The organism is Methylobacterium sp. J-118 (assembly GCF_057836565.1).
In genome coordinates, this window is the sequence record NZ_JBYQFA010000001.1 from 1,224,535 (window position 1) to 1,246,987 (window position 22,453).

Sequence of the window (22,453 nt, forward strand, 5' to 3'; positions counted from 1 at the left end):
GCGCGGCGTCCGGAGGCGCCCACGCGGTTGCTGCGGCGACGCCGCCACGCAACCCACTCATCGGTGTCGATCAGAAAATTCACGATCGGTCGACCGGTTGACCGTGCCTGTCCCAGCGATCACGCATCGCTCATCTGCGTCGCGCACAGGGTTCGTCCGGGGAGAAACGGGTCATGGCGGGGGCGAGTGTCGTTGCACGGGCGGACGGGGCCGCGCGGCCGATGCGTTCCGCCGAGAAGCGCGTGATCTTCGCGTCTTCGCTCGGCACCGTGTTCGAGTGGTACGATTTCTACCTCTACGGCTCGCTGGCGGCGATCATCGGGGCACAGTTCTTCTCGGCCTATCCGCCGGCGACGCGGGATATCTTCGCGCTGCTGACCTTCGCGTCCGGGTTCATCGTCCGCCCCTTCGGCGCCCTGGTGTTCGGCCGGATCGGTGATCGCGTCGGGCGCAAATTCACGTTCCTGGTCACGATCCTGATCATGGGCCTGTCGACCTTCCTCGTCGGCGTGCTGCCCAACGCCGCCACGATCGGGATCGCAGCGCCGGTCATCCTGATCGTCCTGCGGCTGGCCCAGGGGCTGGCGCTGGGCGGCGAGTATGGCGGCGCGGCGACCTACGTGGCCGAGCACGCGCCCAACGGCCGGCGCGGCTTCTACACGAGCTGGATCCAGACCACCGCGACGCTGGGCCTGTTCCTGTCGCTGCTGGTCATCCTGGCGACCCGGACGTTCGCGGGCGAGGCGGCCTTCGCCGAATGGGGCTGGCGCATCCCGTTCCTGGTCTCGGTCCTGCTGCTCGGCGTCTCGGTCTGGATCCGCCTCCAGCTCTCGGAATCGCCGGCCTTCCAGAAGATGAAGGACGAGGGCAAGACCTCGAAGGCGCCGCTCACCGAGGCCTTCGGGCGGTGGACGAACGCCAAGGTCGCGGTGATCGCCCTGTTCGGCCTCGTCGCCGGCCAGGGCGTCGTCTGGTACACGGGCCAGTTCTACGCGCTGTTCTTCCTGCAATCGATCCTCAAGGTCGACGGCTATACGGCCAATCTCCTGATCGCGTGGTCGCTGCTGCTCGGCACCGGCTTCTTCGTGGTGTTCGGCTGGCTCTCCGACAGGATCGGCCGCAAGGTCATCATCCTGACGGGCTGCGCGGTGGCGGCCGCCACCTTCTTCCCGATCTTCAAGGGCATCACCGCCGCGGCCAACCCGAAGCTCGCGGCGGCGATCGAGACCGTGACGGTCACGGTCACGGCCGATCCGGCCGCCTGCGGGACCCTGTTCAATCCGGTCGGGACCCGGGTGTTCACAGCGCCCTGCGACAGCGCCCGCGATTTCCTGTCGAAGTCGTCTGTGCGCTACGCCACCGTGGCGGGCGCGGCCGGCCAGTCCGCCACGGTTCGGGTCAACGGCACCGAGATCCCCTACCCCCCGGGCGGCGCGGCCGAGGCCAACAGGGCTACCACGGCAGCGCTCCAGGCGGCGGGCTACCCGGAGGCGGGCGATCCCGGGATCGTCAAGATGGCGAACCCGTTCGATGTGTTCCGGTCGCAGGTCGCCCGGGTGATCGGCCTGCTGTTCCTCCTCGTGCTGTTCGTGACGATGGTCTACGGCCCGATCGCCGCCATGCTGGTGGAGCTGTTCCCGACCCGGATCCGCTACACCGCGATGTCGCTGCCCTATCACATCGGCAACGGCTGGTTCGGCGGACTGCTCCCGGCCACCGCCTTCGCCATGGTGGCTCAGACCGGCGACATCTATTTCGGCCTCTGGTACCCGGTCGTCATCGCGGTCGCGACGGTGATCATCGGCGTGCTGTTCGTGCCGGAGACCAGGGATCGCGACATCTTCACGGATGCCTGACACCCTCGGCCCCGGGGACGCCGACGTCGTCCGATCCTGTACGCCCGGGCCGTAGGCGCGGCCCGGGCGTTCGCCCTCGGGGCCTCGGCAGCGCGCCGAAGGCCGACAGGGGGAATCGCGATACGGCATCGCGTTGCGTGCGCCCGCTCCCGAAAGCGCCGCTGACCCCCTGCCCAATATGCGTTTCGTATCACAATCGGCCGCGACAAATCTCTAATAAAGACTTTTTGTAAATAAATCTTGCAAAATATAAAAGTCTTGAAAGTCCGATTTCCGGTTTTGGCTTACCCTGGATTGGCCTGATCACAGACAGCGCGAGAGGCAGGCAAGATGTCGCGCTTGACTATTCTAAGGCATGGCCATCATCGAATTTGCGGAACCATAAACGGTTTCCGGCCGTATATGGCATTCTTCACCAACCGAAGCCCAGGACTCCAGACGTGAACAACGCCTTTGCACAACTGCGCCGCAAGCCTGGCACGAGGCCGCCACTTATCCTTGTATGCTCTTGGTCGGCGGCGACGGTCGTCTTATGGGTAGCAATCGACATCCTCGCGGCACGGCCGGTCTGGTGGTGGTAAGCGCGAAGCGTTGCGTCAGTGATTCTGCTGATAGCCGCTCATGTAGGCGCCGAGCAGGTATCCCGACTGATGCGCGGCGAGATAGCCCACGGTGATCAGCACGTGGAGCAGATCGATCTCATACCGGGTGACGAAGATCGTCAAAGCTGTGAACATGATGACGGACGACGTCATGGCCAAGACGACGACCGTGTAGGACCGGCCGATGAGCCATCCTACCAAGAACAACATTGCCGCGACCAGCATCTCATCACCCAGGCAAGAACCGTTCGAGGAGATGCATTGCGCGATCATCCTGCAAAAATCTCAGGAATGATGACGTGGCGACGGCCTGATATCAAGCCCGGCCGCAACGTGGAAAGACGTCTCGGGCAAATCTGATCTTTGATCCTAGAAGATTGCAATCGACAATGTTCATGAACCAAAAATTTAGACCATAATACTCTTGCTTACACCATAAACATTACAGACGATCTCTCGATCGCCCGCGGTCCTGCATCCGTTAGCGGCGCTGCTCCACCGATCTCGGGGGATCCTTAACGGCTCCGCCACCACGCCGCGGTCGCCATCGGGCCCCGCCGCGATCACGTCCGACGGGTCCGACGGCCGGGAATACCGCGCGCCGTCGAACGCGTCCGATGCCGTGAAGGGTCGACGGAGGTGGTGCCGCGTCAGTGCCGGAAGTGGCGGTGGCCCGTGAAGACCATCGCCAGGCCGGCCTCATCGGCCGCCGCGATCACGTCCGCATCGCGCATCGAGCCGCCGGGCTGGATCACCGCCGTCGCCCCCGCCTCGGCCGCCGCCATCAGACCGTCGGCGAAGGGGAAGAACGCGTCGGACGCGACCACGGACCCGACCGCGAGGCTCTCGGACCGTCCCAGGCGCTTGGCACCCTCGGCGGCCTTCCAGGCGGCGATGCGCGAGGAATCGACCCGCGACATCTGGCCGGCGCCGATCCCGACCGTGGCGCCGCCCTTCGCGTACACGATGGCGTTGGACTTCACGTGCTTGGCGACCCGGTAGGCGAACCGGAGATCGGCGAGTTCCGCCGCGCTGGGCGCCCGCCGGGAGACGACCTGAAGCGGCATGTCGTCGACCACGGCCGCGTCCCGGCCCTGGACCAGCAATCCGCCGGATAGGGTCCGGACCGTCTCGCCCGGCGCCCGCGGATCGGGCAGGCCGCCGGCCAGGAGCAGGCGCAGGTTCTTCTTGCCCGCGACGATCGCCGCGGCCTCCGGGGTGGCGTCCGGCGCGATGATCACCTCGGTGAAGATCTCGACGATCCTCTCCGCCGCCGCCGCGTCCAGGGTCCGGTTCAGCGCCACGATGCCGCCGAAGGCGGAGGTCGGGTCGCAGGCGAGCGCCCGCTCGTAGGCTTCGAGCAGGCTCGCGCCCTCGGCGACGCCGCATGGGTTGGCGTGCTTGATGATCGCCACCGCGGCCGCGCGCGCGGATTCGAACTCGGCGACGCATTCGTAGGCGGCGTCCGTGTCGTTGAAGTTGTTGTAGGACAGGTCCTTGCCCTGGAGCTGGCGGGCGGTCGCCACGCCGGCGCGGGGCTTGCCCGGGGCCCGGTAGAAGGCCGCCGCCTGGTGCGGATTCTCGCCGTAGCGCAGACCCTGCGCCAGGGCGCCCCCGAAGGCGCGGAACGGCGCCGGCTCGTCCGCGCCGAAGCGGCCGGCCATCCAGTTGGCGATGGCGGCGTCGTAGGCCGCCGTGCGCGCGAAGGCCTTCTGGGCGAGGCGGCGCCGGAGGTCGGCCCCGATCGCGCCGTCGTTCGTCTCCAGGGCGGCGAGCACGCCGGCATAGTCCGAGACATCCGTGACGACGGCCACGTCCGCGTGGTTCTTGGCCGCCGCGCGGATCATCGCCGGCCCGCCGACATCGATGTTCTCGATGCAGTCGGCATCGGGCCTGTCGGCCGCGATCGTCGCCTCGAACGGATAGAGATTGACCACCAGGAGATCGATCGCCCCGATCCCGTGGGCCGCGAGGGCGGCTTGGTGCTCCGGGTTGTCGCGGATCGCCAGCAGGCCGCCATGCACCGCCGGGTGCAGGGTCTTGACCCGGCCGTCCATCATCTCGGGAAAGCCGGTCAGGTCGGCGACTTCCGTCACCGGCAGGCCGGCCTCCCGCAGCGCCCGATGGGTGCCCCCCGTCGAGACCAGCGCGATGCCGCGGGCATGCAGCGCGCGGGCGAAGTCGACGAGGCCGGCCTTGTCGGAGACCGAGAGGAGCGCGCGGGAGACCCGCACCTGATCGTGCGCCATGGTTTCGTGCCGGATGTTCGAGATTTTTGAGCGCGGTAGCATGGAAACGGGGAACCGGGCCAGACACGCGTCAGGCCGGCGCGACCCCTCGCAACGGCGCCGAGGCCCGGCGCTCGAAGCTCCAGCGCACCTCGACATCCTCCGACACGCTGAGATGGAGGACGATCTGGTCGGTGCGGCGGGCGCCGGTGAGGCCCGAGAAATACACGCTCTCCTCCAGGGCGATCTCGACGTTCTCCGCGCGGAACACCCAGATCTCACCGAGGGCCGAGGCCAGTTCGAGTCCCTCCGGCACCCCGCGTACGGCGATGCCGGGGTGGAGGTGGAAGCGGATGGCCACGTCGTGCGGGCGTCGGCGGGCCCGGCCTCCCGCCTTGCCCTGGCGCAGGAACGCGTCCCGGCCCTCCAGGAGCGCCGCGGCGGCGAAGAGCTGCCAGCGCCGCTCGTGGACGATTCCGAATTCCGGCCCGAATCCGTTGTGCCGGGCCGCCAGCATGACGCTGTCGGCCTCCTCGGCCTGTTCGGCCGCGACCGCGGTCGGGCCGCTCAGGACCACCGGGCCGCGCCGCCGGATCAGCCAATCGGCCAGCTGGCGCTCGCCCCACCAGCCGTCGCGGGTGAGGAACCGGCACGAGGAGGTGCGAGCCACGGAGGCGGTGGAATGCGCCGCGGTGGAACGGGCCAGGAGGCGCAGGTCCGGCCCGCTCGCCGGCAGGCCGCAATTGACCACGATGCGCTGCGGTCCGCTCGACATCTCGAAGGCGAGGCAGCCGGCCCCGGCATTGACCGAGTACGGGAGCGGCGGGCTCGCGCCGACATCGGCCACGATCACGACCCGGCCGCCCTCCAGGCGCTCGTAGCCCGAATTCGGCGCGTGCATCAGCGGCCGGGCGAGCGCGCCGTCATAGACCAGCAGGGTCGCGAGATGGTCGGCGTCGGTGGCGCCCATGCCGTTGAAATGGCTGAGCGAGGCGTCCGGATGGCGCAGCAGCCGCAGCAGCGGCAGCATCCGGTCGATCGCGCGCAGGAGCGCCAGCGGCGGCTCAACGCTCCGGCTCAGGTAGCTCTGGCGCAGGGGCAGCAGGTCGAGGAGCAGCTCCATGGCGAAGCGCGGATCGCGCGAGCGGTGGCCGCCATCGGTCAGGATCTGCCGGTCGAGCTCCCGCGACAGGATCCGGGTCGCCCGGCGCAGGATCGGCTGGATCCCGTCGCAGCACAGGCCGGCGTAGCAGAGCGCCACGACGGCGTTCAGGCGCCATTGCGGCGGCACCCCCCGCCGCAGGTCGCGCTCGAGCTGCTGGGCGTTGCGGCCGATGGCCTTGAGGAAGTTCTGGTAGAAGGCGTGGTCCGCGCCCTCCAGCACGAGCGGCGACTGGCACAGGAACGAGATCAGCCGCCGCGCCGCCACCGGCGTCTGGCGGGCCAGCGCCGGATCGCCCCGCCCGGCGATGAAGTCGGCCACGAAGGCGCGGGCATTGGCCCGGGCCAGCGCCGTGTCGGCGGCGCGCAGGTGGCGCAGCCAGCCGAAGCCGTAGAGCTCGTCGGCCCATTCCGGCGAGGGCGGCGCGTAATCGAAGGGCGAGCCGCCGCTCGCCGCCAGCGACCGGCCGGCGAAGACGAACAGGCCGGCATAGATGTCGTCCGCGAAGGTCGCGTCGGAGGTGCGCAGGTCCTGGGGCGCGATCACCAGACCCGTGACCCGCATCCGGGCGAGGATGTCGGGGGATGCCGTGAGGCTCGCGCCGGCCGCGCGGATCGCGCGCACAGCCTCGCGCGCGAGGAGCCGATAGAAGCGCCAGCGGTCAGGCCCCCAAGCCACGCGATCTCCGAGCTGCGCGATTCTCACAAGGCCCCACGGCCCTGAGCCCTCGCGGACGAGGATCGGCTGGCACCCGTTGCGTAAGGCTAGAAGAGGCCTCTTAACCGGCGGTTTACGCTATGTCATGTCGGACGCCCCGAAGGCGAACCAACGCCCGGACCTCAGCCGGGCGCCAGGGCGGCCGCGAAGGCCCGCAGGTTCGCACGCATCAGGTCGAGATAGGTCGGCGCCGGGCCGTCCGGACCGGAGAGCGCGTCGGAATAGACCTTGCCGCCGAGGCGGGCGCCGCTCTCCCGGGCGATCTGCTTCATCTGGCGCGGGTCGCTGATGTTCTCCAGGAACACCGCCGGCACGCGGTCCCGGCGGATCTGCCGGATGATCGCGGCCACGTCCCGGGGGCTCGCCTCGCTGTCGGTGGAGACGCCCTGCGGCGCCACGAAGCGCAGGCCGTAGGCCGCGGCGAAATACCCGAAGGCGTCGTGGGTGGTGATGATCCGGCGGCGCTCCGGCGGGATGCCGGCGATCGTGGCGCGCAGGTCCCGCTCCAGGGCGTCGAGCTTGACGATATAGGCGGCGGCGGCCTCCCGGTAGGCGGCGGCATGGGCCGGATCGACCGTCGCGAGGCCGTCCCGGATGTTGGCGACATAGATCCGCACATTGGCGACGTTCTGCCAGGCATGCGGGTCGACGGCCTGGTCGCCGTGGCCGCCCTCGCCCTGCGCGTGCTCGTCCCGGGCGGGGATGGGCGCCACCCCCGTGGAGGCGACCACCACCGGCGCCCGGGTGCCCGAGGCCCGGATCAGCCGGTCGAGCCAACCCTCCAGCCCCAGACCGTTCACGACGACGATGTCAGCCTCGGCAAGCTTGCGCGCGTCGGCCGGGGTCGGGCTGAAGCCGTGGACGTCGGAATCCGGCCCGACCAGGGTGGTCACCGTCACGTGCCCGCCGCCGACCTGCCGGACGAGGTCGCCGAGGATCGAGAAGCTGGCCACCGCCCGGACCGGCCTCCCCTCCGGCGCCGCCCAGGCCGGGACGGCGAGGCCGAGGATCGCGAAGCCCACCGCCGCCTGGACCAAGGTCCGGATCGTTCCCGCCGCCCGCCGCACCGCCCCACTCCCTGAACCGTTCCGATCCGGTCTGCCCCTAGTGTAACAGTGTTACATACACAAGCGGGATACACGACCGGGGTCTGATGGGCGGCGTCGGGCGCCGCGGCCAGTTCGGCTTGGCGGCGTCCGGAGCGTGAGACGGAGGTTTCCATGTCCCGACGTTTGAGAGCCGCGATCCTCGTCACCGGGGCCCTCGGCCTGGGCTTGGCGGGCGCGGCCGCCGCCCGCGACCACGGCCCCGAGGGCTTCCGCGGGCATGGGCGCTGGAGCGCACTCAGCCCCGAGGATCGGGCGGCGTTCACGGATGCCCGCATCGCCGCCCTGCATGCCGGCCTGACGCTCAATCCCGACCAGGAGAAGCTGTGGCCGCCGGTGGAATCGGCGATCCGCGACATGGCCAAGCTGCGCCAGCAGCGCCGCGATGCGATGCGCGACCGGCCGAAATTCCGCGACGACGCCCCGGCGGCCCTCCGGGCGATGGCCGATGCCGCATCGGCCCGCGGCGAGGCCCTGCGCAAGCTCGCCGACGCGTCGCAGCCGCTCTACGCCAGCCTCGATCAGGACCAGAAGCGGCGGGCGATGATCCTCGCCCGGCCGATGGGCCCGATGGGCGGTCACGGCATGCGGGGCGGGTGGCACCACGACGACGACCACGACCACGACGACGAGCACGGACCGGGCGGCGACGGGCGCTGACCGAAGGCCTTGATCCGCGGCGGCTGCGGCGGCACACCGCTGCCGCGGCGCCTCCCGTGTGCGGGCGGCCCTGGTCCGACCCCGTAGGTTTCATGGCGCGCCTTCCCGGCGACACGGCTCCCCTCCTCGTCCGGCTCTGGCGCACGTGGCTGTTTCCGCACCGGGCGACGCTGGCCGTGGTGCTGGTGCTGATCGCGCTGGTGGGTGCCTCGACCGGGCTCTATCCGGCGCTGATCAAGGCCGCCTTCGACGCCTTCGACCGCAAGGACGCGGCCGCGATCGCCTACGGGCCGCTGGTGGTGATCGTGGTCACCGCCCTGCGCGGCTTCGCCCTCTACGGCCAGACGGTGCTGACCAATCGGGTGGTCACGCGGGTCGAGGCCGACATGCAGGCGGCGCTCTACGGCCACCTGATCGAGTCCGATCTCGCCCAGCTCGGCCGCGAGAGCCCGGCGGCGCTGACCCAGCGCTTCACCACGGACTTCGCCTTCATCAAGGAGGCGCTCACCCGCATCTCGACGGTGCTCCTGCGCGACATCGCCATGCTGATCGGCCTCGTGGCGGCGCTGCTCTGGATGGACCCGGTGCTGACGCTGATCGCCGGCGTCACAGTTCCGTTCGTGGCGGGGCCGATCGGGCGGATCGGCCGGAAGCTCCGGCGGGTCTCGACCTCGACCCAGGAGCAGATGGGCGCCACCGCCAGCCTGATCTCCGAGAGCCTGCAGGGCGCGCGCGTCGCCAAGACCTACGCGATGGAGAGCTACCTCAAGGCCCGCGCCGCCGCGGCCCTCGACGAGGTTCGCCGGCTCAAGATGAAGGCCGCCAATGCCCGGGGCCGCCTCGATCCGCTCCTGGAGATCGGCGGCGGCATCGCGGTGGCGGGGGTGCTGGTTCTGGTCGGGCAGCGGGTGCTGGCGGGGGAGAAGACGGTCGGCGACTTCACCGGCTACGTGGCGGCCCTGCTGCTGGCGGCCCAGCCGGCCCGGGCGCTGGGCAATCTCAACGCCATCCTGCAGGAGGCGGCGGCCGCGCTCCGGCGCTACTTCGACGTGATGGACGAGGCCGCCTCCATCCGCGAGGCGCCGGGCGCCCCGCCGCTGGCCGTGACCGACGGGGCGATCCGCTTCGAGGCCGTGCAGTTCCGCTACCGGCCCGACGTCCCGGCCCTGGAGGGCATCGACCTTGCGGTGCGGGCCGGGTCGGTGACGGCGCTTGTCGGGCGCTCGGGGTCCGGGAAATCCTCGCTGCTCAACCTCGTCCCGCGGCTCTACGACGTGACCGCCGGCCGCGTGACCATCGACGGCCAGGATGTCCGGGACGTGACCCTGGCCTCCCTGCGCACGGCGGTGGCGGTGGTCTCGCAGGACGTGGTCCTGTTCGACGACACGATCGCCGCCAATATCGGTTTCGGCCGCCCCGGGGCCGCCCCGGCGGAGATCGAGGCGGCGGCGCGGGCGGCGGCGGCGCACGAGTTCGTCACGGCCCTGCCGGAGGGCTACGCGTTCCGGGTCGGACCCGGCGGCGGACGCCTCTCGGGGGGCGAGCGGCAGCGCGTGGCGCTGGCCCGCGCCTTCCTGAAAGACGCGCCGATCCTGCTCCTCGACGAGGCGACCTCGGCCCTCGATGCCGAATCGGAGCGTCTGGTGCAGGAGGCGCTGACCCGGCTGATGCGCGGCCGCACCACCCTGGTGATCGCCCACCGGCTCTCGACGGTGCGCGACGCCGATCAGATCGCCGTGATGGAGGCCGGCCGCGTGATCGAGACAGGCCGGCACGACGATCTGATCGCGGCCGCGGGCACCTATGCGCGATTGCACCGCCTGCAGCTGTCGGAGCCCGCGACGGCGGCGTGAGCCGCACCCGCAGCGACGCCGTCATGCGCCGGCTCCGTAGATTCGCGCGCCGGAGCGCGCCATAAGAGCCTCAGCCGATGAGGATGAGACCGTGAGCGACCTGACGTTCGACATCAAGAGTCACCCCGCCCCGCGGACCGCCGAGGAGCGGGCCGCGTTGATGGCGAATCCCGGTTTCGGCAAGGTGTTCACCGACCACATGGTCGTGGCGCGCTATGCGGCCGGGCGCGGCTGGTCCGATGTCCGGATCCAGGCGCGCGAGGCGATCCCCCTCGATCCGGCCGCCGCGGTGCTGCACTACGCGCAGGAGATCTTCGAGGGTCTCAAGGCCTACCGGACCGCCGATGGCGGCGCCGCCTTGTTCCGGCCCGAGGCCAACGCCTTGCGCTTCCGCCGCTCGGCCGAGCGCATGGCGATGGCGCCCTTCCCCGAGGACGCCTTCGTGGAGGCGATGCGCCGGCTGGTCGAGATCGACCGCGCCTGGATCCCCGATACCCCCGACGGCAGCCTCTACCTGCGGCCGTTCATGATCGCATCCGAGGCGTTCCTCGGCGTGAAGCCGGCCTCGGAATACCTGTTCGTGACGATCGCCTCGGCGGTGGGCTCGTACTTCAAGGATCCGACCGGCACCGTCACGGTCTGGATCTCCGAGCATTTCACCCGCGCCGCCCCCGGTGGCACCGGGGCGGCCAAGTGCGGCGGCAACTACGCGGCGAGCCTCGCGGCGCAGTCGGAGGCCGCCGCCCAGGGCTGCGAGCAGGTGGTGTTCCTCGACGCGGCCGAGCGCCGCTTCATCGAGGAACTGGGCGGTATGAACGTGTTCTTCGTGTTCGGGGACGGCACCCTGGTCACGCCGCCGCTCTCGGACAGCATCCTGCCCGGCATCACCCGGGATTCGGTGATCACCCTCGCACGGGAAGCCGGGATGACCGTCCGGGAGGAGCCCTACACGATCGACGCGTGGCGCGCCGACGTGCGGGAGGGCCGCCTGACCGAGGCCTTCGCCTGCGGCACCGCCGCGGTGATCACGCCGATCGGCACGGTGAAGGGCCGGGAGGAGAGCTTCACCATCGGGAGCGGCAAGGCCGGACCGGTGGCGCAGCGGCTGCGGAATCTCCTGGTCGATATCCAGCGGGGCAATTCCAATGATGCCCATGGCTGGTTCCAGAAGATCTTTTAGGGTTTCGCGGCGGTTCGCAGGGGCGTCGGGCGGGGCGGAATGGCGCGCCCGCCCCCTCGCTGGGGGCTACCGGATGCCCACATCGTCGACGAACGAGGGCAGCGGCCGGATGCACGCGCAGCTCCGGCGGCGATGCGTGAACATCGTAGCCCGCAGAGGGGCGAGGGAAACGCGCGGATGACCGGCGCGGCGGCCCCCCTTCCGGAATCGTCCGCCGGACCGTGGAACCCGGGCGTCCGGTCGGATCTGCCGGCCGCCTTCCTGCCGCTGATCACCGTCTACCGGCCTGAGCACGTCGAGACGCCACTGCGCGATGCCCTGGAACTCAGCGACCTGTGCGGGCTGCCGGCCCGGCAGCTCGTGCGGTTCAGGGCCAGCCGCCTCGTCGTCCACGAGGTCCTGATCCGGGTCATGTCGGACCTGTCCGTGCCGGTGGGGGCGGTCTACGCCGATCTCGGGGTGAACTTCCGGGCGATCGTCGCCACGATCCTGCGCGAAGGGATCGAGCCCCGCCTCGGCGCGGTCGAGGCGACCCTGGCGGAGATCCGCGCCGCGGCCGACGCGGTGCTCGCCCGCGCGATCGCCGCGATCCTGGACGACCGCCCAACCCCCGCCCCGCCCGAGCCGGGCTGGCTCGATCGCCTTCTCGGCCGGCGCCCGGTCCCCGCCGCAGCGCCGCGCGAGGACCCCGCGACCCGGGCCCTGCGCCACCTCGAATCCTGGCAGCGGCGGGCCGCGGAATCCGGCGACGGCCTGGAGATCGCCGCCTGCGAGGCCCTGCGCACCGTGGTGTCGGGTCTCATCGCCCGACAGAACACCCTGATTCGCGATGCATCCCTGCTGCGGAGCCTCGCCGGGACGCTGGTCTCGAACGGCTACGGCAGCCGCCGCATCGGCGAGCAGATCGAACCCTGGATCGCCGGGGTGGTGGAGGCGCGCGGCTACCGCCGGCTGGCGCCGCAGGACCATCCGGTGGTGATGAACGTCAAGGGCGCCTCGGCCTCCGGCAAGAGCACGATCCGGCCCTACCAGCTGGCCCTCGCCAGGCGTCTCGGCATGGCCTGGTCCGACTTCGCAGTGATCACCCCGGACGTCTGGCGCAAGTACCTCCTCGACTACGACAGCCTCGGCGGGGCCCATCGCTACGCCGGCACCCTGACGGGCTACGAGGTCGAGATCATCGACATGAAGCTCGACCGCTACGTCACCCGCAAGGCGGCGGAGGGGCGGATCTCCAATTTGCTGATCGACCGGTTCCGGTTCGACAGCTTCCAGGCCGAGGCCGGCTCGGACGGCGGCGGCCAGCTGCTCACCCGGTTCGGCGACCGGGTCTACCTGCAGTTCATGGTCACGCCCCCGGCCGACACCGTGGAGCGTGCCTGGAAGCGGGGCGAGCTGTTCGGCCGCTACAAGGCGGTGGAGGACCTGCTCGCCCACAATGTCGAGGCCTATACCGGCATGCCGCGCCTGTTCTTCAACTGGGCGCTGGCCCGGGACAAGCAGGTGGTCTGCGAGTTCCTCGACAACAGCGTTCCGCTGGGGCAGCGCCCGCGCACCATCGCGTTCTGGGCCGGCGGGATCCTCAACATCCTGGACGTGAAGGGGCTGATCGACATCGACCGGTTCCGCAAGGTCGACATCTTCGCCCGCGGCCCCGATACGGTCTTTGCGGGTGCCGACCTGTCGGCGGCGGCCAACACCGCGTTCCTGCAGGCCTGCCTGAGCCGGATGGCGTCGATCCGCTTCGTCCGGGCCGGGACCGGGCGGGCGATCCTGCGCCTCGACCGCGGCCGGATCGTCGGACTGGACCGTGACGCCCTGGCGGATTCGGGCGCGGGGCCGGACTGGGCGGCGGCCCGTCCATTGCTTGGCATTCCAGCCGACGCCGCGTCGATTCCCCACCTCGACGAGACGCTGGACCCGGCCGACCACCCGACGCTCGGCGCATGGGGGCGGATCATCGAAGCCGCACAACCGGAATAATATCGCCGCCCTGACAGTTCGTCCCGACCGTCGCATGCTGGTATATTGCATACCTGATGGGGATGTGCATGATCTGCGACGTACGAGACGGGCCACCGCAAGGCCGCGCCGCCCACGAGAGAGGCTCAGGGATGGAACGCCAGGATTCGCCTGCGGCGAAATGGTGGCAGCTCGCCTTCGGCGTGATCTGCATGGCCATGATCGCCAACCTTCAATACGGTTGGACCTTGTTCGTCGACCCGATCGATCAGCGGTATCACTGGGGCCGCGCGGCGATCCAGCTCGCCTTCACCCTGTTCGTCGCCACCGAGACCTGGCTGGTCCCGGTCGAGGCCTGGTTCGTCGACCGCTACGGCCCGAAGCTCGTGGTCGCCTTCGGGGGCGTGATGATCGCCCTCGCCTGGACGATCGACGCCTATGCCGACAGCCTGTTCCTGCTCTATCTCGGGGCCGTGACCGCCGGCATCGGCGCCGGCTCGGTCTACGGCACCTGCGTGGGCAACGCCCTCAAGTGGTTCCCGCACCGGCGCGGCCTCGCGGCGGGCGCCACCGCGGCGGGCTTCGGCGCGGGCGCGGCCATCACGGTGGTGCCGATCGCCCGGATGATCGCCACGAGCGGCTATCAGGACGCCTTCCTGTATTTCGGCCTCGGCCAGGGAGCGGTGGTTCTCGCCATCGCCTTCCTGTTGCGCAAGCCGGCCACCGCGGCGCCGATCCAGCGCAAGAGCCTGCGGCTGCCGCAGACCAAGGTCGACCGCACACCCCGCGAGGCGGTGCGCACCCCCGTCTTCTGGGTCATGTACGCGATGTTCGTGATGGTCGCCTCCGGCGGCCTGATGGCGGCGGCGCAGATCGCGCCCATCGCCCACGACTTCCAAGTGGCCGGCGTCCCGGTGAGCCTGTTCGGCCTCCAGATGGCGGCGCTGACCCTGGCGATCTCCCTGGACCGGATCTTCGACGGGTTCGGACGGCCGTTCTTCGGTTTCGTCTCCGACCATATCGGCCGTGAGAACACGATGTTCATCGCCTTCTCGACCGCGGCGCTCGCGGTGATCGTGCTCCTGACCTACGGGCACAACCCGATGGTGTTCGTCTTCGCCACGGCGGTGTATTTCGGGGTGTTCGGCGAGATCTACTCGCTGTTCCCCGCGACCTGCGGCGACACGTTCGGCTCCAAATACGCCGCCAGCAATGCCGGCCTGCTCTACACCGCCAAGGGCACCGCGGCGTTCCTCGTCCCCTTCGCCAGCCTGCTCTCGGCGGCCTATGGCTGGTCGGCGGTGTTCACGCTGATCATCGTGCTCAACGTCACGGCGGCGGCCCTGGCCATGTTCCTGCTCCGCCCGATGCGCGCCCGCTACCTCGCCGAGGCGGAGCCCCTCGCGGCGCTCGCCACGCCCCAACCGATCCGGGCGGCCTGAGCGGCCCCGGCCCAGCCCACACCGAAACCGAACCTCCGGAGATCCCCGATGACCGCTGTGGCCAAGATCGTCCACACCAACCCCGAGGTGGAGGCCGAGCCGGATCTCACCGACGGCTTCCACCTCGTCATCGACGCGCTCAAGCTCAACGGCATCGAGACGATCTACGGCGTCCCGGGCATCCCGATCACCGATCTCGGCCGCATGGCCCAGGCCGAAGGGATGCGGGTCATCTCGTTCCGGCACGAGCAGCATGCCGGCAACGCGGCGGCGATCGCGGGCTTCCTCACCCGGAAGCCGGGCATCTGCCTCACGGTCTCGGCTCCGGGCTTCCTGAACGGCCTGACGGCCCTCGCCAACGCCACCACCAACTGCTTCCCGATGATCCTGATCTCGGGTTCCTCCGAGCGCGAGATCGTCGACCTGCAGCAGGGCGACTACGAGGAGATGGACCAGCTCGCCATCGCCAAGCCCCTGTGCAAGGCGGCCTTCCGGGTGCTGCACGCGGCCGATATCGGCATCGGCGTAGCGCGCGCCATCCGCGCGGCCTGCTCGGGCCGGCCCGGCGGCGTCTATCTCGACCTGCCGGCCAAGCTGTTCTCCCAGGTGTTGGACGCCGAGGCCGGCCTGAAGTCCCTGGTCAAGGTGATCGATCCGGCCCCGGCGCAGCGCCCCGCCCCCGAGGCGATCGAGCGGGCGCTCGCGGTCCTGAAAGCCGCCCGCCGGCCGCTGATCGTGCTCGGCAAGGGCGCCGCCTACGCGCAGGCCGACGACGCGATCCGGGCGCTGGTGGAGACCAGCGGCATCCCCTACGTGCCGATGAGCATGGCCAAGGGCCTCCTGCCCGACACGCACCCGCTCTCGGCCGGGGCGGCGCGGTCCACGGCGCTGAAGGACTCGGACGTGGTCCTGCTGATCGGCGCCCGGCTGAACTGGCTGCTGTCGCACGGCAAGGGCAAGAGCTGGGGCGAGCCGGGCTCGACCAAGTTCATTCAGATCGACATCGAGCCCCGGGAGATGGATTCGAACGTCGAGATCGTGGCCCCCGTGGTCGGCGACATCGCCTCCTGCGTGCAGGCGCTCCTCGACGGCATGGGCAGGGGCTGGCAGCAGCCCCCGTCCGACTGGATCGCGTTGCTCAAGGCCAAGCGCGAGGCGAACATCGCCAAGATGGCCCCGAAGCTCATGAGCAACGCCTCGCCCATGACCTTTCACGCGGCCCTCGGTGCCCTGCGGACCATCGTGAAGGAGCGCCCGGATGCGATCCTGGTCAACGAGGGCGCCAACACCCTCGATCTCGCCCGGGGCATCATCGACATGTACCAGCCGCGCAAGCGGCTCGATGTCGGCACCTGGGGCATCATGGGCATCGGCATGGGCTTCGCCGTCGCGGCGGCGGTCGAGACCGGCAAGCCGGTCCTGTGCGTGGAGGGCGACAGCGCCTTCGGCTTCTCCGGCATGGAGGTCGAGACGATCTGCCGGTACGGGCTGCCGGTCTGCATCGTGGTGTTCAACAACAACGGCATCTACCGCGGCACCGACACCGACCCGACCGGCCGGGATCCCGCCACGACCGTCTTCGTGCCGGATTCCCGCTACGACCGCATGATGGAGGCCTTCGGCGGTACCGGCTACCACGTCACCACGCCGGACGAACTGACCCGGGCGGTCAACGCGGCGATGGATTCGGGCCGGCCGGCTCTCATCAACGCCGTGATCGACCCGGCGGCCGGCAGCGAGAGCGGCAACATCGGCAGCCTCAACCCGCAGAGCGGGATCAAGAAGAAGAAGTGAGGTACGGTCGGTTCGGGAATGCCCCTTCAACGGAGGCGCACGCCCGCCCTCCCTTTTGCGGGCTACGATACTTCACGCATCGCTGGCCCAGAGGCTCTCTCCTCCCCCTTGCGGGGAGGCGTTGGCGGTGGGGGTGGTGCAGGATGGCGTGGGGCGGTGCCTTCTGCACCACCCCCACCCCTGGCCCCTCCCCGCAAGGGGGAGGGGAAAAGCGCTTTTTTTCCATGATGTTGATGTCAGACTGCGAAGGGTGAGTCCGGTAGCTTCTGCGGGGAAAGGTGGCCCCCGAAAGGGGTCGCCCGTTGCCCCTATCCGGACGCGATCTGTGAACGGCGTAGCCCGGGCGGGAGGGGGTTGGGATCAGGTCTCGTCCCTCACCCGGCTCTCCGCGAGAGCAGACCTCTCCCGCCCGGGGGAGGATGTCAGAGGTCTCCGGAAGAACGGACCACACGCCGACCAGCCCGCCGTAGTGGCGCAAGCGGTATCGTCCGTCCTGGCGGAGCCGCCCGACAGCGCCTGAGCCTCAGGCCGGGGCGGTCCGGGCCGGAGCGCGCGCGGACCCCGCCTCGGCCAGGAGCGCCGGGATGAGATCCGTCTGCGACACGATCCCGACGAGCCGGCCATCGGCACCGACCACCGGAAGGTGGTGGAGGCCCGCCTCCGAGAGCCGCAGCACGAGTTCGCCGGCGGGCATGTCTGGGCGGACGGGCTCGACCGGGCTCATGATGTCGGCGGCGCAGCCATGGGGCGCCCTGCCCCGCTCGGCGGTGAGGCGCAGCCGCCGCCCCCAGCCGAGGCGCGGTCCCGCCCGGTCCCAGGCCGCCTTGTCGAGGAGGTCGGTCTGGGTGACGATCCCGAGCACCCGGGCGCCCTCGTCGGTGACCGGCAGCGCCTTGATTCGGTGGTGGCGCAGCAGCCGCAGCGCCTCGCCGAGCGGCGCGTCGGGCGCCACCGCGATCACGTCGCGCGACATGATCGCCGCGCAGGTGATCGACCCGGAGCGGCGGCCGTAGACCCGCATCTGCACCCGCCGCAGGATCTGCTCCAGGTCGCCCCGGTCGACATCGAGCACCTGGTCGAAATCCTCCAGCGCCGCATCGAGGTCGGCGGCCCGGAACCCGACCCGGGCGTCGGAGGGCGGGTCGGCGGTCCGAGGGCCGGCCAGGCGCTGATGCGGGTAGGCGCGTCCGGTCAGGTTGTTGAACAGCAGGGCGGCGATGAGCAGCAGCAGCGAGTTCGCCGCCACCGGCCAGAGCACGAAGCCATAGCCGAGCGCGCGGATCGCCGGGCCGCCGAGCACCGCCGTCAGCGCGACGGCCCCGCTCGGGGGATGCAGGCAGCGCAGGGCCATCATCAGGGCGATTGCCACCCCGATGGCGCAGGAGGCCGCGACGAACGGGTCGGGGATCCACGAGGCCGCCGTGACGCCGACCAGGGCCGCCACGACGTTGCCGCCGAGGATCGACCAGGGCTGCGCCAGCGGGCTCGCCGGGACCGCGAACAGCAGCACCGCCGAGGCGCCCATCGGGGCGATCAGGATCGGCAGCGCCTCCGAGCCGACCGCGGCCCGGCAGACGAGGCCCGTCGCCAGGATCCCCACCAGGGCGCCCGCGGCGGCGCGCAGGCGCTCGCGCCGGCTGACCGGGCTCAGCTCCGGCAGGAAACGGCTCAGGAACAGGCGCATCGATCCGCGGCTCGCACAGCGACAGGACGGCGCGGGCCGGCGCCGCCCTGTCTCAGGATAGCAGAGGTCGGAGGGTCTCGGTCAGACCGCCCGGGCCTCGTGCATGGCCCGGATCTGGTCCGGCGTGTAGCCGAGGCCCTGCAGCACCTCGTCGGTGTGCTCGCCCAGCAGCGGCGAGGCCTTCACCTCAACGCTCATGTCGGAGAACTTGATCGGGCTTCCGACGGTCAGGTACGAGCCGAGCTTCGGGTGCGGGACCTCGACCACGGTGCCGCTGGCGCGCAGGGACTTGTCCTCGGCGATCTCCTTCATCGACAGCACCGGCGCGCACGGGATGTCGTAGGTGCGCAGGATGTCGACGGCCTCGAACTTGGTCTTGTCCGCGAGCCATTCCTCGATGGTCTTGAAGATGTCGAAGATCTTGTCCTGCCGGGCGCGGGCGGTGTCGTAGCCGGGATCGGTGATCCACTCCTCACGGCCGAGCACCTTGCAGATCGGCGCCCAGGCATGGCCCTGGATGGTGAAGTAGATGTAGGCGTTCGGGTCGGTCTCCCAGCCCTTGCACTTGAGCACCCAGCCCGGCTGGCCGCCGCCGCCCGCGTTGCCGCCCCGCGGCACCACGTCCGAGAATTCGCCGTGGGGGTATTGCGGATATTCCTCGAGGTAGCCGAGCGCGTCCAGGCGCTGCTGGTCGCGCAGCTTCACCCGGCAGAGGTTGATGACCGAATCCTGCATCGACACGGCGACCTTCTGGCCGGTGCCGGACTTGTTCTTGTGGTGGAGCGCCGTGAGGATGCCGATGGCCAGGTGCATGCCGGTGTTGGAATCACCCAGAGCCGCGGCGCTGACGGTGGGCGGCCCATCCCAGAAGCCGGTGGTCGAGGCGGCGCCGCCGGCGCATTGCGCGACGTTCTCGTAGACCTTCAGATCCTCGTAATGATGGCCGTCCGAGAAGCCCTTCACGGAGGCGAGGATCATGCCCGGGTTCAGCGCCTGGATCCGCGCCCAGGAGAAGCCCATCCGGTCGAGCGCGCCAGGGCCGAAATTCTCGACCATGACGTCGGAATCCTTGATCAGCTTCTCCAGAACCTCCTTGCCGGCCTGGGTCTTGGTATCCAGGGTGAGCGAGCGCTTGTTGGAGTTGAGCATCGTAAAGTAGAGGGCATCCGCGTCCTCGACGTGGCGCAGCTGCGTGCGGGTGACGTCGCCGGAGCCGGGGCGCTCGACCTTGATGACGTCGGCCCCGAACCACGCCAGCAACTGCGTGCAGGCGGGCCCCGCCTGGACGTGCGTGAAGTCGATGATCTTGATCCCTTCCAGCGGCTTGCTCATGGGGCGTTCTCCCTGTCGGTGATGGCAGTTTCGGTGATGGCGGCCCCGGGCGGCCCGCCGGGACTCAGGAGGCCCGGTCCGGTCGATCCGATGCGGCTTCGAGTTCGGCCACGCGCTGGCGCAGCTGCTTCTCCGCGGTCCAGCGCTCGGTCTCGTCGCGGATCACCGCGACGATTCCCGTGATCCGGTCGGACGCGTCGCGCACCATCCCCACCGTGAAGGCGATGGAGAGCTGGCTCCCGTCCTTGTGGATCGCCGGCACCCTCAGGGTCTCCGCTCCGTAGCGGGTGATGCCGGTCTGCATCGTCTTCGCGTAGCTATCCCAGTGACGGCGGCGGTGCCGCTCGGGCGTGATCAGGTCCAGGGTCCGGCCCAGAGCCTCCGCGGCGGCGAAGCCGAAGATCCGCTCGGCGGCCGGGTTCCAGACCGTGATCGCACCCTCTGGGTCGGCCACCACCACGGCGTCCCCGATGGCGGAGATGAACCGGGCGACGTCGGACGAGGCACCGGCTGGCATGCGGGTCTCCGCGTCGGACATGGACGACCTTTCTCCCTCTGCCTGGAGTTAAAGTTCCAGATCGTCGGCCCAGCACCGCTGATCTACGCCCGACCCGCTGGTATTTGGTATGCCATATGCCGGAATGCGTCAATGACGCGGCCACGAGCTGCACTTTCATGCTGGCCCGTTCTGTAGCCCGTCTGTTCGGAGAGGGGCCTCGGGGTGGCCGTCCGGGTCGGGCGCGTTCTCAGATTTGCCGCTTTCGGCGGGCAGGAGCGCGCCCATCCGACAGCTCGGACCGGCGGTTCGGCGATCCGCTCTGGAGACCACCCCGGTGATCCGATTCGAGAAAGTCAGCAAGGTCTACCGGACGGACGGTCACAAGCGGACCATCCTGGAACACGCGTCGTTCACCCTGAAGCCGGGCGTCTCCTACGGGATCCTCGGCATCAACGGCGCCGGCAAGTCGACCACGATGCGGCTGATCGCCGGGACCGAGGACCCGACCCGGGGCAAGATCCACCGCGGCCTGCGGGTCTCGTGGCCGCTCGGCTTCGCGGGCGGGTTCCACCCGAAGATGACCGGCCGCGACAACGTGATGTTCGTGGCCCGGATCTACGGGGAGGATCCGCGGAAGGTCCTGGAATTCGTCGAGGACTTCTCGGAGCTCGGCAGCTACCTGGACGTGCCGATCTACACCTACTCGTCGGGCATGGGCGCGCGCCTCGCCTTCGGGATGAGCATGGCGATCCCGTTCGACTGCTACCTGATCGACGAGATCACCTCGGTCGGCGACGCCCGGTTCTCCAAGCGCTGCGACGAGGTCTTCTCCCAGCGCCGCAAGCATGCCGACGTCATCATGGTCTCGCACTCCATGGAGGTGATCCGGCAATGGTGCTCGCAGGGCCTCGTGCTGCTCAACGGCCGCGCGATCATCTACGAGGACGTCAACGACGCCATCGAGGTCTATCGGCGCCTGAACGCGTGAGCCGGGACGTGGCGCGGCCGTAAAGACATGCTTTTGCCGTCTCCGCGTGGGACAGGCTTCGGACGCGTGCGCTGCGGCCCGGTCGAGAGCCTCGGCGGGGGTCGACCTTCGAGGCCGGGGAGGCCGGGAATCAAGCCATGAACATGGAGATCCGGAAAGCCGAGGGGCAGCCGGTCACGACTGCGGCCCGCCAGCAGGCGATCACCGAGTCGCTGCGCCAGATCGCCCGCATGTCGCGCTTCGCCGACCGCAAGAAGGGCATCCGGTCCTACCAGAGCCACGTCAAGAACGATCCCTGGGTCCCGGTTCTGTTCGCGCTGTGCTTCGTGCTGCCGGCGCTGGCCGGGGCGGTCTATTACGGGCTGATCGCCTCGGACCGGTACGTCACCGAAGCGCGGTTCGCGATCCGGCCGGCCATCGGCACGGCCGACAAGGCGACCCCGGATTCGGTCGGGACCAGTTCGGGTGTGCCGAGCCAGATGGTGGCTCAGGACACGATGATCACCCACGAATACATCCTGAGCCGACCGATGCTGGAGACGCTCGAGGCGCAGCTGCCCCTGCGCGAGTGGTTCGGCAACGAGGGCATCGATTATTTCTCGCGCTTCGACCCGAATAAGCCGATCGAGAAGTTCCTTCGCTACTGGAAGCGGCGCGTCGATATCGAGATCGAGCCCGGATCCGGGATCATGGCGGTCAGCGTCCAGGCGTTCGACCCGGATCAGTCCCTCGCCATCACCAAGGCCGTCATGAAGGAGGCCGAGCGGATGGTGAACGACCTCAGCGTCAAGGCGCGTGAGGATGCGGTGGCCGAGAGCACCCGCGAGCTGAAGCTCGCCGAAGAGCGGATGACCAAGATCCGCGTCGCGATGCGGGACCTGCGCAACCGCGAGGGCGTGCTCGACGCGCAGAAGTCGAACGAAGTCAATCTGAAGATGGTGGCCGAGCTGCGCGCGGCCCGCATCAATCTCGCGGTCCAGCTCGCCATCGGCCAGCGCGACCTCGGGCCGGAATCCCGCCGGATCATCGACATCAAGCAGCAGATCAGGGATCTCGACGACAACATCAACCGGATCGAGCGGCAATCCGCCAGCCAGGATCCGGAGCAGAAGCGGCTGCTCTCGGACGCGCTGACGCGGTTCGAGGCGCTCGAGAACGATCGCAAGAACGCCGAGAAATACTATCAGCAGGTGCTGACCGCCTACGAGCGCGCCCGCATCGTCGCATCCCGGCAGATCGAGTTCTTCAGCCCGATCGTGGAGCCGGTCCGGGCCGAATCCTCGACCGAGCCGCGCCGGATGCTGATGATCAGCCTCGTCACCGCGGGCGCCGCGGTCCTGTTCGCGGCCGCGATGTTCGCCCGCAAGATGATGTCCTGACGGTCCGCC

Annotated in this window: 16 protein-coding genes; 9 read left to right on the forward strand and 7 right to left on the reverse strand. The window is 69.8% G+C overall.

The window, feature by feature from the left end; all coding sequences use genetic code 11:
• Positions 1–173 precede the first annotated feature (173 nt).
• Positions 174–1,856 carry an MFS transporter gene (locus tag AC3IF3_RS05955; protein ID WP_409564860.1) on the forward strand — a complete coding sequence of 561 codons (1,683 nt, stop codon included), beginning with the start codon at positions 174–176 and terminating at the stop codon, positions 1,854–1,856.
• A 596-nt stretch (positions 1,857–2,452) separates the two neighbouring features.
• Here AC3IF3_RS05955 and AC3IF3_RS05960 read toward each other — a convergent pair.
• From AC3IF3_RS05960 to AC3IF3_RS05975, 4 genes are all read right to left on the reverse strand, one after another.
• Positions 2,453–2,731 (reverse strand): hypothetical protein, encoded by a 279-nt coding sequence (locus AC3IF3_RS05960; RefSeq protein ID WP_243971398.1) that lies wholly within the window; start codon positions 2,729–2,731, stop codon positions 2,453–2,455.
• 377 nt (positions 2,732–3,108) lie between these two features.
• Positions 3,109–4,707 (reverse strand): bifunctional phosphoribosylaminoimidazolecarboxamide formyltransferase/IMP cyclohydrolase, encoded by a 1,599-nt coding sequence (gene purH / locus AC3IF3_RS05965; protein ID WP_489220108.1) that lies wholly within the window; start codon positions 4,705–4,707, stop codon positions 3,109–3,111.
• Positions 4,708–4,777: 70 nt separating this feature from the next.
• A complete protein-coding gene (locus AC3IF3_RS05970; protein ID WP_489227808.1) occupies positions 4,778–6,526 on the reverse strand; it encodes a heparinase II/III family protein in 1,749 nt (582 codons plus the stop codon).
• Between the two features lie 161 nt (positions 6,527–6,687).
• A complete protein-coding gene (locus AC3IF3_RS05975) occupies positions 6,688–7,611 on the reverse strand; it encodes a metal ABC transporter substrate-binding protein (protein WP_489231252.1) in 924 nt (307 codons plus the stop codon).
• Between the two features lie 174 nt (positions 7,612–7,785).
• On the opposite strand from AC3IF3_RS05975, the gene AC3IF3_RS05980 reads away from it, so the two are divergent.
• The 6 genes from AC3IF3_RS05980 (at position 7,786) to oxc (ending at position 16,562) form a co-directional block, all read left to right on the forward strand.
• Positions 7,786–8,331, forward strand: coding sequence for a Spy/CpxP family protein refolding chaperone (locus AC3IF3_RS05980; RefSeq protein WP_489227809.1), 546 nt, complete (start codon positions 7,786–7,788; stop codon positions 8,329–8,331).
• A gap of 92 nt (positions 8,332–8,423) precedes the next feature.
• Positions 8,424–10,184, forward strand: coding sequence for an ABC transporter ATP-binding protein (locus tag AC3IF3_RS05985; RefSeq protein WP_489227810.1), 1,761 nt, complete (start codon positions 8,424–8,426; stop codon positions 10,182–10,184).
• A gap of 91 nt (positions 10,185–10,275) precedes the next feature.
• A complete protein-coding gene (locus AC3IF3_RS05990) occupies positions 10,276–11,364 on the forward strand; it encodes a branched-chain amino acid aminotransferase (protein ID WP_243971389.1) in 1,089 nt (362 codons plus the stop codon).
• A 177-nt stretch (positions 11,365–11,541) separates the two neighbouring features.
• Positions 11,542–13,347: a DEAD/DEAH box helicase family protein gene (locus tag AC3IF3_RS05995; protein WP_489227812.1), complete on the forward strand. Its 1,806-nt coding sequence runs from the start codon at positions 11,542–11,544 to the stop codon at positions 13,345–13,347.
• Between the two features lie 131 nt (positions 13,348–13,478).
• On the forward strand, positions 13,479–14,768 hold the full coding sequence (oxlT, locus tag AC3IF3_RS06000; protein WP_243971385.1) for an oxalate/formate MFS antiporter: 1,290 nt from the start codon (positions 13,479–13,481) through the stop codon (positions 14,766–14,768).
• Between the two features lie 48 nt (positions 14,769–14,816).
• Complete coding sequence (oxc, locus tag AC3IF3_RS06005) at positions 14,817–16,562, forward strand: oxalyl-CoA decarboxylase (RefSeq protein WP_489227814.1); 1,746 nt, start codon at positions 14,817–14,819, stop codon at positions 16,560–16,562.
• 523 nt (positions 16,563–17,085) lie between these two features.
• Here the strand turns inward: oxc and AC3IF3_RS06010 are convergent.
• The 3 genes from AC3IF3_RS06010 to AC3IF3_RS06020 form a co-directional block, all read right to left on the reverse strand.
• Positions 17,086–18,246, reverse strand: a complete 1,161-nt coding sequence (locus AC3IF3_RS06010) for an HPP family protein (RefSeq protein WP_489227815.1) — start codon at positions 18,244–18,246, stop codon at positions 17,086–17,088.
• An 81-nt stretch (positions 18,247–18,327) separates the two neighbouring features.
• Positions 18,328–19,578, reverse strand: coding sequence for a formyl-CoA transferase (frc, locus tag AC3IF3_RS06015; RefSeq protein WP_489220117.1), 1,251 nt, complete (start codon positions 19,576–19,578; stop codon positions 18,328–18,330).
• A 64-nt stretch (positions 19,579–19,642) separates the two neighbouring features.
• Entirely contained in the window at positions 19,643–20,095 is a 453-nt protein-coding gene (locus tag AC3IF3_RS06020) for a PAS domain-containing protein (RefSeq protein WP_489227817.1), read from the reverse strand.
• A gap of 316 nt (positions 20,096–20,411) precedes the next feature.
• Between AC3IF3_RS06020 and AC3IF3_RS06025 the strand changes: the two genes are divergently transcribed.
• Together AC3IF3_RS06025 and AC3IF3_RS06030 are read left to right on the forward strand one after the other, a co-directional pair.
• Complete coding sequence (locus AC3IF3_RS06025) at positions 20,412–21,065, forward strand: ABC transporter ATP-binding protein (protein ID WP_243971377.1); 654 nt, start codon at positions 20,412–20,414, stop codon at positions 21,063–21,065.
• Positions 21,066–21,202: 137 nt separating this feature from the next.
• Positions 21,203–22,444 carry a KpsE/RkpR family capsule polysaccharide export protein gene (locus AC3IF3_RS06030; protein ID WP_489220119.1) on the forward strand — a complete coding sequence of 414 codons (1,242 nt, stop codon included), beginning with the start codon at positions 21,203–21,205 and terminating at the stop codon, positions 22,442–22,444.
• Positions 22,445–22,453 lie beyond the last annotated feature (9 nt).

What these genes read in the sequence shown, in the direction of transcription:
- AC3IF3_RS05955 (WP_409564860.1), top strand. Translation starts at nt 174, where the DNA reads ATGGCGGGGGCGAGTGTCGTTGCACGGGCGGACGGGGCCGCGCGGCCG.
- AC3IF3_RS05960 (WP_243971398.1), bottom strand. Translation starts at nt 2,731, where the DNA reads ATGATCGCGCAATGCATCTCCTCGAACGGTTCTTGCCTGGGTGATGAG.
- purH (WP_489220108.1), bottom strand. Translation starts at nt 4,707, where the DNA reads ATGGCGCACGATCAGGTGCGGGTCTCCCGCGCGCTCCTCTCGGTCTCC.
- AC3IF3_RS05980 (WP_489227809.1), top strand. Translation starts at nt 7,786, where the DNA reads ATGTCCCGACGTTTGAGAGCCGCGATCCTCGTCACCGGGGCCCTCGGC.
- AC3IF3_RS05985 (WP_489227810.1), top strand. Translation starts at nt 8,424, where the DNA reads ATGGCGCGCCTTCCCGGCGACACGGCTCCCCTCCTCGTCCGGCTCTGG.
- AC3IF3_RS05995 (WP_489227812.1), top strand. Translation starts at nt 11,542, where the DNA reads ATGACCGGCGCGGCGGCCCCCCTTCCGGAATCGTCCGCCGGACCGTGG.
- oxlT (WP_243971385.1), top strand. Translation starts at nt 13,479, where the DNA reads ATGGAACGCCAGGATTCGCCTGCGGCGAAATGGTGGCAGCTCGCCTTC.
- oxc (WP_489227814.1), top strand. Translation starts at nt 14,817, where the DNA reads ATGACCGCTGTGGCCAAGATCGTCCACACCAACCCCGAGGTGGAGGCC.
- AC3IF3_RS06010 (WP_489227815.1), bottom strand. Translation starts at nt 18,246, where the DNA reads ATGCGCCTGTTCCTGAGCCGTTTCCTGCCGGAGCTGAGCCCGGTCAGC.
- frc (WP_489220117.1), bottom strand. Translation starts at nt 19,578, where the DNA reads ATGAGCAAGCCGCTGGAAGGGATCAAGATCATCGACTTCACGCACGTC.
- AC3IF3_RS06020 (WP_489227817.1), bottom strand. Translation starts at nt 20,095, where the DNA reads ATGCCAGCCGGTGCCTCGTCCGACGTCGCCCGGTTCATCTCCGCCATC.
- AC3IF3_RS06030 (WP_489220119.1), top strand. Translation starts at nt 21,203, where the DNA reads ATGAACATGGAGATCCGGAAAGCCGAGGGGCAGCCGGTCACGACTGCG.